This window comes from Acinetobacter sp. F16 (assembly GCF_052712855.1).
This window is the reverse complement of the sequence record NZ_JBRATK010000017.1, coordinates 21,235-33,535: the sequence shown is the minus strand read 5'-3', so window position 1 is coordinate 33,535 and position 12,301 is coordinate 21,235. Positions and strand designations below refer to the sequence as shown.

The 12,301-nt window shown below is 41.8% G+C and carries 11 protein-coding genes; 5 read left to right on the top strand and 6 right to left on the bottom strand.

Going from position 1 to position 12,301, the window contains the following annotated elements; translation table 11 throughout:
* Positions 1-151: 151 nt before the first annotated feature.
* Both ACU0NF_RS10430 and ACU0NF_RS10425 read left to right on the top strand, forming a co-directional pair.
* A complete protein-coding gene (locus ACU0NF_RS10430; protein ID WP_445661078.1) occupies positions 152-1,402 on the top strand; it encodes an exonuclease SbcCD subunit D C-terminal domain-containing protein in 1,251 nt (416 codons plus the stop codon).
* A 9-nt stretch (positions 1,403-1,411) separates the two neighbouring features.
* A complete protein-coding gene (locus tag ACU0NF_RS10425) occupies positions 1,412-5,008 on the top strand; it encodes an AAA family ATPase (protein WP_445661077.1) in 3,597 nt (1,198 codons plus the stop codon).
* Positions 5,009-5,081: 73 nt separating this feature from the next.
* Here ACU0NF_RS10425 and ACU0NF_RS10420 read toward each other — a convergent pair whose 3' ends face one another.
* Both ACU0NF_RS10420 and ACU0NF_RS10415 read right to left on the bottom strand, forming a co-directional pair.
* Positions 5,082-5,879: a thioesterase family protein gene (locus ACU0NF_RS10420; protein WP_445661076.1), complete on the bottom strand. Its 798-nt coding sequence runs from the start codon at positions 5,877-5,879 to the stop codon at positions 5,082-5,084.
* A 162-nt stretch (positions 5,880-6,041) separates the two neighbouring features.
* Positions 6,042-6,728 (bottom strand): YggS family pyridoxal phosphate-dependent enzyme, encoded by a 687-nt coding sequence (locus tag ACU0NF_RS10415; protein ID WP_445661075.1) that lies wholly within the window; start codon positions 6,726-6,728, stop codon positions 6,042-6,044.
* 124 nt (positions 6,729-6,852) lie between these two features.
* Between ACU0NF_RS10415 and ACU0NF_RS10410 the strand changes: the two genes are divergently transcribed.
* Complete coding sequence (locus tag ACU0NF_RS10410; protein WP_067723908.1) at positions 6,853-7,890, top strand: type IV pilus twitching motility protein PilT; 1,038 nt, start codon at positions 6,853-6,855, stop codon at positions 7,888-7,890.
* 25 nt (positions 7,891-7,915) lie between these two features.
* Complete coding sequence (locus tag ACU0NF_RS10405; protein WP_445661074.1) at positions 7,916-9,037, top strand: PilT/PilU family type 4a pilus ATPase; 1,122 nt, start codon at positions 7,916-7,918, stop codon at positions 9,035-9,037.
* A gap of 69 nt (positions 9,038-9,106) precedes the next feature.
* On the opposite strand, the gene fur is transcribed toward ACU0NF_RS10405, so the two are convergent.
* Positions 9,107-9,544 carry a ferric iron uptake transcriptional regulator gene (gene fur, locus ACU0NF_RS10400; protein WP_131383982.1) on the bottom strand — a complete coding sequence of 146 codons (438 nt, stop codon included), beginning with the start codon at positions 9,542-9,544 and terminating at the stop codon, positions 9,107-9,109.
* 112 nt (positions 9,545-9,656) lie between these two features.
* Between fur and ACU0NF_RS10395 the strand changes: the two genes are divergently transcribed.
* Entirely contained in the window at positions 9,657-10,055 is a 399-nt protein-coding gene (locus tag ACU0NF_RS10395; RefSeq protein ID WP_131383984.1) for an outer membrane protein assembly factor BamE, read from the top strand.
* A gap of 45 nt (positions 10,056-10,100) precedes the next feature.
* Here the strand turns inward: ACU0NF_RS10395 and ACU0NF_RS10390 are convergent, their stop codons facing one another.
* The 3 genes from ACU0NF_RS10390 to ACU0NF_RS10380 form a co-directional block, all read right to left on the bottom strand.
* The gene (locus ACU0NF_RS10390; protein WP_370984262.1) at positions 10,101-10,424 is read right to left on the bottom strand and encodes an RnfH family protein; all 324 of its coding nucleotides are present in this window, start codon (positions 10,422-10,424) and stop codon (positions 10,101-10,103) included.
* The gene (locus ACU0NF_RS10385; RefSeq protein ID WP_445661073.1) at positions 10,424-11,506 is read right to left on the bottom strand and encodes a hypothetical protein; all 1,083 of its coding nucleotides are present in this window, start codon (positions 11,504-11,506) and stop codon (positions 10,424-10,426) included. Before ACU0NF_RS10385 ends, ACU0NF_RS10390 begins: the two co-directional genes overlap by 1 nt.
* A 143-nt stretch (positions 11,507-11,649) precedes the next feature.
* Entirely contained in the window at positions 11,650-12,105 is a 456-nt protein-coding gene (locus ACU0NF_RS10380; RefSeq protein WP_131383991.1) for a bacteriohemerythrin, read from the bottom strand.
* Between the last annotated feature and the right edge of the window lie 196 nt (positions 12,106-12,301).

Genomic DNA, 12,301 nt, shown 5'->3' with positions numbered 1-12,301 from the left:
GTTTATCCAACTGATAACAGATAAATTACTTGCAGTATATTTGGGTTTAAATAGCAGAATATGAAAAAGAAGTTTTGCAAACTCCGCTGTAATTAAGCTGCTGTTTTGCCTATAGTATATGCGGGGCAAATTTTAGGGATTGTACATCGATATGGCTGTTCATTTTTTTCATACATCAGATTGGCATTTGGGACAATTTTTTTACAACCATTCACGCCAGTATGAACATGAACAGTTTCTAAGCTGGTTGCTTGAACAAATCAAACAAAAACAACCGAATGCCCTACTGATTGCAGGCGATATTTTTGATGTGATCAATCCTGCATCTGCCGCACAAAAACAGCTTTACCAATTTTTAGCCGATGCGCATGAACTTGCCCCGCATATGCAAACGCTGATGATTGCAGGTAATCATGATTCAGGTTATCGCATTGAACAGGTCGAACCCTTACTGGAAAAATACAATGCCAGAACGGTTGGTGTGGTGCGCTGGAAGGAAGATAAGACTTTAGATCTCGACCGTTTACTGCTGCCGATTTATGACCTTGATAAAAATATTGTAGCGTGGTGTTTAAGCCTGCCCTTTTTACGTGCTGCGGAAATTACCGGTTTTAATGAGCACACCACCAATAGCCAAAATGCGATTGCCTATTTGCACCAGCAACTGATTAGCGAAGCCAAAAAACGTAAAACGGATGATCAAGCGCTGATTTTAATGTCGCATGCGCATATGCAAGGCGGTGAAACTTCCGATTCTGAACGTCCGATTATTATTGGCAATGAAGAAGCGCTGTCTACCGCGTTATTTGATGATGTGATTGATTATGTGGCGCTTGGACATTTGCATAAACCACAAAAAGTTCAGCATCCGCATATTCGCTATAGCGGCTCACCAATTCCTTTATCTTTCAGTGAAATTAATTACAAGCACCAAGTGGTTGAAGTCAAAATTGAGCCTTCCAAAGCTGATCAAACTGCTTTTCAATTTGAAGCATTACCCATTCCACGCAGTATTCAACTGCACCGGATTCGGGGTGAATTGAATGAAGTATTTGCACAGCTCAAAGCGCTCGCCAGCGGTGAAATTACCAATATTGATCAACGTGAATACATCGATATTGAATATCATACCGACACGCCTCCACTACCTAATTTAAGACAAAAATTTGAAGATGCCTTGCCTAAAAACCGCTATCGTCTGGTAAAAATTTCACGTCAATACAAAAATCTTGCAATACAAAATAATGCGACAAAAATTCAGCTAGAACCGCCAACGCCAGAGAAACTGTTTGAACAAATTTGGCAGAATAAAGGTTATGTGCAAGATGATGCGGTATTAAAAGATTTTCAAACGCTGGTTCAAGAAGCCCATCATTCACTTGAAAATAAAAATACGCTTTAGGGATGTGCCATGAAAATTTTATCTATACGTATAAAAAATCTGGCATCTCTTGCTGGTGAACATTTTATTGATTTTGAAAGTGAACCTTTGGCCAATGCCGGGTTAATTGCGATTATTGGCAAAACTGGTGCAGGCAAATCCACAATTCTAGATGCCATGTGTCTGGCACTGTTTAACCAGGTGCCGCGGCTCAAAGGCAGTGATGGCAAACTGATCGATGTGGATGGTTCAGAATTGCTGACTAACTCCCCTTTAACCGTGCTTCGCCGTGGTACCGGACATGGTTTTGCCGAACTTGTTTTTGTGGCACAGGATCAGAAACATTATCTCGCGCGTTGGGAAATTAAACGTGCACGTGAAAGTGCCACAGGTAAATTACAAAGTGTACAACGCCATTTAAAATGCTTAACCGATGGTGTGGTGATCGCGGATAAAGCCAAGGCAGTGGATGCCAGTATTCATAAAATCACCCAGCTCAGTTTTGAGCAATTTACCCGGGCAGTTTTACTGGCTCAATCTGAAGTGACCGCATTTTTAAAAGCACGTGACAATGAACGTGGCGCTTTACTTGAATATTTAACCAACTCCAATATCTTTGCCAAAATTGGTGAAATTGCTTTTCGTAAAACCGCAGATATTGAAAAAGAACGTAAAAAACTCGAAGAAATGTTAGGTCATATTGATCTTATTTCGGATCAAGAACTCGTTGACTTACAACAGCAACATCTGCAAATAAAAAAACAGCTCACCCAACTTGAGCAAGAAAAAACCCGACTTGAATTACAACAGCAATGGTTTGAACATAAACATAAACTTGAGCAAGAGATTGCCGTTAAACAACAGCATTTTGATGCACAGCAGTTGAGTCATCAGCAGCTCTCAAAAGAACGTGAGCAGTTACAACGCTTGGAAATATTTTCCAGTATCCGTCCTGTAGTATTCCAGCAGCAGCAGTGCATTCAGGCACAACAGCAACTTGCCCCGAAAATCTCCCAGTCTGAACAGCAATTTTCAGTGCTTGAAACACAATTCGAAGCCCAAAAAGAGATTTATCTAGAGGCTGAAACTGCCCTCAAAATGACCCAGGAATTTGAACAGCAACATGACCCTGCCTTACAGCAGGTTCGTCACTGTATTCTGGAACGTGAATTTATTGGACAAGACTTTCGTAAAGCCAATGCCAAACTGGATGAGCTGAAACTTCAAAAGCAGCCCCTAGAACAGCAACTCAATGCAAGCGTGCAACAGGCTCAACAGCTTGAACACAAGCAAGCTGCAATTACGCAACAACTGCAACATAGCCACCAGTTTTCAGCTTTAGACCACGGTCTAGATGTTCACTTAGGGCAACTGCAACGCTTTATTCAGCACTATCAAAACATTGAAAATAGTTTAGGTAATCTTGCAACTGCCCGACAAAATTTTGCACAGCAACAACAGCAGCTTGAGCAGCATATTTCACAGTTTGGAAATGTTGCAGCATTAGAGCAACAGTTAGCAGCAATCCGTCAGCAACGTGAACAGCAACTGGCACAACTCAATCAGTTCAGTTTGATCGAGCAACGACTGGCTCAATGGTTTTCAGAGCAGCATGAAAAAACCGCAGCTCAATCACAGTTAGACACTTTAAGCATCAGCTTGCAACAACAGCAAAATCAGTCCCAGCAGGCAGAACTAGACTATCAAACGGCAAAATTAGAGCGTAAAAAACTGCAACAGTTTTTACAACAACAGCGTTTGTTGCATACTGAAAATATTGAACAGCTGCGTGATAACTTGCAGTCTGGTGAAGCGTGTCTGGTCTGTGGCAGCACCCATCATCCTTATAAAGAAGAGCAAAGCGTTATTTCTAAAACCCTGTTTAATCTACAGCAGCAACAAGAACAACAGGCTATTGAACTTGAGCAAGCGACATTTAAAATATGGCAACAGCAGCAACTTCGTTTGACCCAATTACAGACGAAATATACCCAGACTGAAACGACGATTACGCAATTAGCAACAAAACTTGAAACAACAAAAATTGCATTAGAACAGCTGTTTAAACTTGCTGCATTACAGCTTGATTTAGAGCAGCCGCAGCAACGTCTGAATGAAGAATTTTTGGCAGCGCAAACACAAATCAAACTGACTTTAAAGCAGGCTGAACAGCAGATTTCAAACTTGCTTCAAGCCTCTAAAGATCAACAGTCATTATCTAATCAGATTCAGGAACAACAGCATTTGCTTGAGTCTGCCCAGACCTTGCAAACTCAAGTGAATGATGTTTTCTCTTGCCTAAATTCAGCCCAACAACAGGCATGGCAACAGCATACTGTGCATACGGCGCAGCAAATTCAACAGGATTTGCAGCAACGCTTTAAACAGTTGCAACAGTTGCAACAGCTCGATACAGATTTAAGCGCACAACAACAGGGACTGCAAAAAGCGCAGTCCGATCTTGGCTATCTTTTGAAGCAGCTTGAAGAAACTCAAAATGCCGTAACTGAACTTTCTGAAAAAGGACAACAGAATAGTAAAATTGCCTGTTCGCTTATTTTTGATATGACCGGAACACAGCAAGACAAGCCGAATGAATGGCTCAAAGCGCATGATCAAAAGCGCCAGCAACAGCAAGTCACTTATGCTCAATTGAAACAACAGTTTGAACAATTACGTCAAAATTTTGAAACGCAGAAGAATCAGTTAAACCAGCTTAAAGTCCAGCAACAACAGCATATAGATAGCAAAGAAAAATCGGATATTGAAATTCAGCAATGGTTAACGCTGCATCCAGATTTTGAAGCGGATCAGTTAACCCAGTTATTGCTCATTGATAGCATCCAAGAGCACCAGATTCGTCAGCAACTCCAGCAAGCCGAACGCATGCTGAATGAAGCATCATCGGCTTTAAAAACCATGCATGGACAACTTGCTGAACATTTAAAATTACAGCCTGACTGCGATTTCACCGTATTACAACAGCGATTAGAGCAGCATCTCGCGGTATTAAAAGCCCAACGAGATGTGTATGACCAGCTCAATTTAAAACTTGAAGTGCATCAGCAAAATGTACACAAACTACAAAAATATGCCGATCAGATTCAAAACATTCAGCAACAGGAACATCGCTGGGGCAAAATTTCAGGCCTGATTGGCGATGCAAAAGGCAAAGATTTCCGTGATTATGCACAGCAATACAATCTCGATATTCTGGTTGAACATGCCAATCAGCAACTTACCCTATTGTCGCAGCGTTATACCCTCAAGCGTCTGGATCACTCGTTAAGCCTCGCGATTGTTGATCATGACATGGATGGTGAAACCCGTTCAGTCTCCTCTCTTTCTGGCGGTGAATCCTTCCTGACTGCCCTGGCCTTGTCTTTGGCCATTGCCAATATGGCGTCAGGTTCAATGAAAATCGAATCGCTATTTATTGATGAAGGTTTTGGAACTTTAGATGCATCTTCTTTATATATGGTGATGAATGCCTTGGATCAATTACAAAGCCAAGGGCGCAAAGTAGTGCTGATCTCTCATATTCAGGAAATGCACGAACGTATTCCGGTACAAATTCAGGTGAAACCGTTGGGTGCAGGTGCCAGTACCATTCAGGTGGTGGGTTAATTAAAAATCCAGACTTAATAAAAAAGCCTAGAAAAATGCCCCTAGGCTTTTTTATTAGCAAACAATCTATGATTTATGTCATAGGACGCAGGGTCAAAATCTGCTCACTGCGCCCGAATGGCCCACAAATATCATGCAACACAGAACTGGTCAGGCCAATGCCGTCGTCCCCATACTGCTGTACGGTTTCCAAACCCAGCCACTGACCTTGCGGTAAACGGTGCATATGGATCTGCAAATCCAGATTAGGAAAGCCCCAGCTAAATGGCCAGTCTTGACGTGGCACAATACCATTGGCCGTATCCACCATACCCATCAAGCGAACAAAATCGCTGGTCGGTTCACCTTCAATCATGTCATGCGGTGTTCGCAACCAGACAATCCCCTTACCTGCACAACGCTCATGACTTCTTGCTTCGATGGACTGAATATATCCACCCGGCCACTGACGAATCCCTTCCCAGATCGGGGCATTTTCAGGGCCAGCAGCATCAGCATCTTCCAGACCTTTTATCAACTGGCTATTTTGGGTCATCATGCGCCAGGTTCTTGCGACCACACAGGTTTTACCCCCAGCCATCATTTCTGATTCAATCAGCTCAATGGTCTTGCCCGGGCGAATCACTTGGGTGTTGATACTAAACTCACCTGCAGGAATCAGACCTAAAATATCCAAACTGACCCGGCCAATGCGCATATCACTACGTGGTGAAAACCGTTCCAATTCCGCACAGATAATTCCGGTCGCCGGTGCCATATGCTGTTCATGTTCATTCCATGCACCTTGGGCCAGTATTGTTGATTGATAATGCGCCGTGACTTTTCCGGTGGTATCGGTATCTCGCCCGATGAGTTGATAATATGCCGCCATAAACTTGCCTATTTCCTTGGTCGAATCAATGGTTTTTATACAGATTATTCCTTTAGCTGCTTCTTCTTGTACTCAACTTTAGTGGAAAGTTCAATTTTTAAAACAAAAACTGAACCCTAAAGTTCAGTTTTCAAAACAATAAAAAATGGAGCTGAATATGGTTTAATTGGAATAATCCCGCGCGCCGAACAAGGCTGTTCCCACCCGCACCATGGTTGAACCTGCAGCAATCGCCTCGGTCATGTCCCCTGACATGCCCATGCTTAAAGTATCCCAGTCTTCAGGATGCGCATGTTCAGATTTCACTGTTTCAAATAACTTCTTGGCATCGCTAAAAGCTTGGGTATTATTCGGTGCTGGAATCACCATCAAGCCACGCAATTTTAGCTGTGGCAACTGGCTAATACTTTTCACCAATTCCGCCACTTCATTCGGCTGACATCCATCTTTGCTGTCCTGTGCATCAATATTGACTTGTAAACAGATATTTAGCGGTACTTGAGATGCTTCGCGCTGACTGGATAAACGCTCGGCAATAATTAAACGATCTACCCCATGCACCCAGGCAAAACTTGCAGCCAAATGCTTGGTTTTATTGCGCTGAACATGGCCAATAAAATGCCATTCGATATCCAAATCATTTAAATTTTCAATTTTATCCAAGGCCTCTTGCAAATAATTTTCACCAAATGCACGCTGCCCGGTTTGGTACATTTCGCGTAAGGACTCACTTGGATGAGTCTTCGAAACAGCCAGTAACTGTACGCTTTCCGGCTCACGCTGGGCCTGTTTACAGGCATCTTCAATTTGCTGTAAAACTTTATTTCGTGACGCTTGAAGACTATTCATTGACAAGGTTCTCACTTTCATTCATCTTTTTTTACTTTCCCTTTAAACTAACTGTTGGTTAAGCTCTGGGAAAGCCTTATTATTCTAACAAAATAAATAACATTTAAATGATCTCGGGGAAATTATGGACATCACTGAACTTTTAGCCTTTTCAGCTAAAAATGGGGCGTCAGACTTACACTTATCGGCAGGTATGCCACCACTCATCCGTGTCGATGGCGAAGTCCGTCGTATCAACTTACCCGCTTTAGAACATAAAGAAGTACACAAACTTGTGTATGACATCATGAACGATAAACAGCGTCGTGATTTTGAAGAAAAACTTGAAACTGACTTTTCTTTTGAAGTACCGGGTGTGGCGCGTTTCCGTGTCAACGCATTTAACCAGAACCGCGGTGCAGGTGCAGTATTCCGTACCATTCCCTCAAAAGTACTGACTATTGAAGACCTGGGCATGGGCCAAATTTTCAAGGATATTTGTAATTTCCCACGCGGGATCGTGTTAGTGACTGGACCTACAGGTTCGGGTAAATCGACCACGCTTGCTGCAATGATCGACTATATTAACGATAACCGTTATGACCATATTTTGACGGTCGAAGATCCAATCGAATTTGTACACGAATCGAAAAAATGTTTGATTAACCAACGTGAAGTGCATCGTGACACGCATGGCTTTAACGAAGCATTACGTTCAGCGCTGCGTGAAGACCCTGACATCATTCTGGTCGGTGAGATGCGTGACCTTGAAACCATCCGTTTGGCATTGACTGCTGCGGAAACGGGTCACTTGGTCTTCGGTACACTACATACCACCTCTGCGGCAAAAACCATTGACCGTGTGATTGACGTATTCCCGGCAGAAGAAAAAGACATGGTTCGTGCCATGTTGTCTGAATCATTACAAGCTGTAATTTCTCAAACATTATTGAAGAAAAATGGTGGCGGTCGTGTCGCAGCACATGAAATCATGATCGGTATTCCTGCCATCCGTAACCTGATCCGTGAAAACAAAGTGGCTCAAATGTATTCTGCCATTCAAACCGGTGCCAACTACGGTATGACTACGCTGGATCAAAGCCTGAAAACGCTGGTCGCTAAAGGCATTATCAGCCCGCAAACTGCGCGCACCATGGCAAAACAACCAGAATCATTCTTATAAGTTTAAACGGATTTAGGATCTTATTATGGATTTTAACGACTTACTGAATTTGATGATTCAACAGCAGGCATCCGACTTGTTTATTACTGCCGATGTTGAACCGTCCATGAAAATTAATGGCCAGATTGTTCCAATTGCAAAGACCAAGCTGACTGGCGAAATTGTCGGGCAACTTTTAAACTCGATTATGAGTGAAAAGCAGCGTAAAGAATTTGCTGAAACGCGCGAATGTAACTTCGCTATCAGTAACCGCGACAAGACTGCCCGTTTCCGTGTCAGTGCATTTCAACAACGCGATGAACCCGGTATGGTATTGCGTCGTATCGAAACCATTATTCCAACGATGGAAGAGCTAAAGTTACCGCCTATTTTAAAAGAATTGGCGATGACCAAGCGCGGCATCATTATGTTTGTGGGTGCAACAGGTACGGGTAAATCGACCTCTTTAGCATCCATTATTGGCTATCGTAACCAAAATTCAAAAGGTCATATCATTACCATTGAAGACCCGATTGAATTTATTCATGAACATGCGGGCTGTATCATTACCCAGCGTGAAGTGGGCATTGATACCGACTCTTTTGAAATTGCCTTGAAAAACACCCTGCGTCAGGCACCCGACGTCATCTTGATTGGTGAGATTCGTTCACGCGAAACCATGGATTACGCGATTGCCTTTGCTGAAACGGGTCACTTGGTATTTGCCACGCTGCACGCCAACAATGCCAATCAGGCGATTGACCGTATTATTCACTTCTTTGATGCTGACCGTCATAACCAATTGTTTATGGACTTGTCACTCAACTTAAAAGCAGTGGTTGCGCAACAACTTATTCCTTCTGTGGATGGGCAGTCTCGTCGTGCAGCAATTGAAATTTTGATCAACTCGCCGTTAATTGCAGACATGATCCGTAAAGGTGATGTACATGAAATTAAAGAGTTGATGAAACGTTCACGTGAACTGGGGATGCAAACCTTTGACCAGGCCTTGTTTGACTTGTATAAAGCCAAACAGATTACCTATAAAGATGCCTTGAAACATGCAGACTCACCTAACGATCTTCGTTTGCAAATCAAGTTGTCCGAAGAAGGTGGCGATCGCTTATTGCATGCAAGCAGCAACATCACCTTTGATGGTCAGGCTTAACGTTCAGATTTAAATGAAAAAAAACAGGCTTCAAAAGAAGCCTGTTTTTTGACTGATTCTAAGTCAGTATTATTTTTTGCGTAATGCTTCTTGGCATTCAGCTGCATCACAATAACCATAAAGATTTAAAGAGTGACCAGTCAAAGTAAAGCCATATTTTTCAGCCACTTCATGTTGCTGAGTTTCAATTACATCATTTGTAAATTCAACGACTTTGCTGCAATTCAGGCACACAATATGATCATGGTGATCTTCTTGCATAATTTCGAAAACGGAATGATTATTTTCAAAATGATGACGTTGAATAATCCCCGCAGCTTCAAATTGTGTTAACACGCGATACACAGTTGCTAAACCGACATCTTCACCTTGTTCAAGTAAAGTTTTATAAATGTCTTCTGCGCTTAAATGGTGTTGTCTTGAATTTTCTAGTAATTCCAATATTTTTATTCGTGGAAGCGTAACTTTAAGTCCAGCTTTGCGTAAATCTTGATTTGAAATAGGCATGTAAAAAGGTCTCTCAACAAATTTAAAGTTGGAATATGCAACAAAGTTTAGATGCAGTATGATCTATCCGTGGATCAAATGCATCATAATTAATTTGGGATAGTGTAGCAAAATGCAAAAAATCATGTTGACGTTGTTCGTCACTTCACTGCTCGCAGGCTGTTCGACCTTGGGCGTTTATAAAGTTGATATTCCGCAAGGGACGCCATTAACTCAAGCACAAGCTTCAAAAATTCAAGTCGGTATGAGTCACCAACAAGTCCGATTCTTGCTGGGAAGCCCTACAGTTTCAGATCCAATGAATCCTTTACGTTGGGACTACATCTACAACTATACACCAGGAACTTACGCTAAAAAAGCCAAAATCCCAGCTGCTCAGGGTCAACATTTAAGAATTTACTTCGATCAAACAGGGACTGTCATCAAGATTGAAGGTCTGGAAACCATTCCAGAATCTCAACCCGGCTTGCCAGGATCAAAAGAAGCGATTCTAAATGCGCCACCACTATAGCCGCTTTGAAATAAAAATAAACCCCTCAATGAGGGGTTTTTCTTATCACTTCAATTGTTTAAAGCGATTTCCGCGACAATAAAGTCCGACCGGATTTTCTGCAGCACGTTTCCGGCGAATATCCTTCGGATTGATCGTTAATGCACGATAAATCTCGACACGATCACCGACTTGTAATATTTGATTCGGATCTTGCAACCGCATCCCAAAAATTCCCAATGAAAGTGGTTCGGGTAAAGCAATTTGTGCCCGAATACCACTTTGCTCAATCGCATCTAAAGCAGTCATGCCTGGATGAAAAGGAACCGCCAGATGAAACTGTCGATCCTGAGCCGCATACGCCACCCAAACCTGTTGTATCTCGTTCATTAGACCAATTGTCCAATGATGGCAATCATCGCCACAATGATCGATACAGGCAATACCACACGCACTGCAATACGCCACAAGTTATAAAATAGCTCATTGCTAAAATTCATGGATTTACGTAAATGGCTAATTTTCATGATCCATCCGGCAAAAATGGCATAGATCAAGCAAATCACTAAGCCCCACAGCATGAGTATGGTATTAAAAATTGGACTCATGGCAGGAATAGCCCAAACCAGTACAGCAACCAAAATCACCAACCATTGAATCGCAATATTCAGTTGACGTTGTAATAATTGTTCACGCGCTAGATTGAGTAAAAGTGCAGATGCACTGACTACAGCAACCACGAATGCAAAACCTGGAATTTGGGCATTGGCAGCAAAGAAGCCAAAAGTAACCACTGCCAATAATTGCGCAATCCAGATGGGTAATGCTGTTTTGGTGGCAACATCTTGTTGTTTAACCGCAGGCAAACTGCTTTGCCAGTATAAGCCCATGCCCAAACCGCTCGCCACGAGTGCCAATACGGTCGCACTGCCCCACTCACTAAATTCAACCGGCGTGACTTGCCAAGCAGGCAAAGCCGTTCCCATCACATTGGCCAGAATTAAGGAAGCTAAAACACCGACCACACTGAGGATGACAATCATCTTTCGCGGTGCAAATGAAAGTGCAATTGCAACAATCGCCAAGCCAACGAACAACAGATTTGGTGCAATTCCATTAAAAGCAAAATGACCCAATAACTGGCTTGCATTAGACAGCATGCCGCCTGCCAAGAAAGGAATAAAGACAACTGCTAACCAACCGACTACGCGCCATTTTTGCGATGCATCTGCATCACGTGTCAAACTAGACAATGCATTTAACGCTGTGGTTTTTGAGCGTTTCGCCAAGGCAATTTCTAAATAACAGATCGGTAATGCCAAAATAAGCATAGTACCTAACCATAACAACCAAAAATCAAGTTGACGCTCAACTTGAATCCCGACTATCGGTGCTAATGTGGCAATGATGATAAAAGATAAACAAAATGCCATCAGCGGTGATAGCCATCGTGACATAGCATTGTCCTGCATGATGCGTTCCTTAAAAAAGTCTTTGGCTATTTTGCCTTTGTCATGAGGGAAAATCAAAAAGAAAAAAGCAAACCATCATGCCTAATGATTTGCTGCGCAAGATTATTATGACTTGTATTTGTTATTATCAGGTTTATTTTTCTTTATGAAAAGAAACGAGCAAACCAGTTTTTACCTGTTTTCTTTTCTTTTTCCTTAATGATGCCCATCATATTTTCTTTTACGGCACCCACATAATCCGCATCATCGTGCTGAATATGATTAATCAGCCATTTTGAAAGTACTTCATGTAATTCACTTTCAATTGCTTGACCCATTTCAAAACGGTCACGGTAAGATTCAATTTTTTTAATAAATAAATCATGGACACGTTTATGCGGAACGCGGTATTTATAACCGGCTTCTTCTTGTAAAGATTCTTCAAAGGTAAAATGCGATTGCGTATAATCAATAATATTTTCAAGAATTTGTTTAATACGGGCACGATCCGTATGTTCTGCCACATCATCAATTTCATTGATATAATCAAGAATTCGTTTGTGTTGATCGTCAATCACATCGATACCAGTATTATATTCCGGAACCCATTTCATTTTCATTACGACCACCTATAAAATATATATGATTCATCACATAAATTCATAATATATTGATTTTTAACAAATAAAAATAAACCAAAACAGTTGGTTTTAAACCAAAACCCCTATAAAACAATATAACCCAATGATATGTAATGATTTAATTATAAAGACCAACCAAAAGAATAAAGTATTTTTTAACCAATATAATTACCCA

What these genes read in the sequence shown, in the direction of transcription:
- ACU0NF_RS10410 (WP_067723908.1), top strand. Translation starts at nt 6,853, where the DNA reads ATGGACATCACTGAACTTTTAGCCTTTTCAGCTAAAAATGGGGCGTCA.
- ACU0NF_RS10425 (WP_445661077.1), top strand. Translation starts at nt 1,412, where the DNA reads ATGAAAATTTTATCTATACGTATAAAAAATCTGGCATCTCTTGCTGGT.
- ACU0NF_RS10395 (WP_131383984.1), top strand. Translation starts at nt 9,657, where the DNA reads ATGCAAAAAATCATGTTGACGTTGTTCGTCACTTCACTGCTCGCAGGC.
- ACU0NF_RS10420 (WP_445661076.1), bottom strand. Translation starts at nt 5,879, where the DNA reads ATGGCGGCATATTATCAACTCATCGGGCGAGATACCGATACCACCGGA.
- ACU0NF_RS10380 (WP_131383991.1), bottom strand. Translation starts at nt 12,105, where the DNA reads ATGAAAATGAAATGGGTTCCGGAATATAATACTGGTATCGATGTGATT.
- ACU0NF_RS10405 (WP_445661074.1), top strand. Translation starts at nt 7,916, where the DNA reads ATGGATTTTAACGACTTACTGAATTTGATGATTCAACAGCAGGCATCC.
- ACU0NF_RS10430 (WP_445661078.1), top strand. Translation starts at nt 152, where the DNA reads ATGGCTGTTCATTTTTTTCATACATCAGATTGGCATTTGGGACAATTT.
- ACU0NF_RS10415 (WP_445661075.1), bottom strand. Translation starts at nt 6,728, where the DNA reads ATGAATAGTCTTCAAGCGTCACGAAATAAAGTTTTACAGCAAATTGAA.
- ACU0NF_RS10390 (WP_370984262.1), bottom strand. Translation starts at nt 10,424, where the DNA reads ATGAACGAGATACAACAGGTTTGGGTGGCGTATGCGGCTCAGGATCGA.
- ACU0NF_RS10385 (WP_445661073.1), bottom strand. Translation starts at nt 11,506, where the DNA reads ATGCAGGACAATGCTATGTCACGATGGCTATCACCGCTGATGGCATTT.
- fur (WP_131383982.1), bottom strand. Translation starts at nt 9,544, where the DNA reads ATGCCTATTTCAAATCAAGATTTACGCAAAGCTGGACTTAAAGTTACG.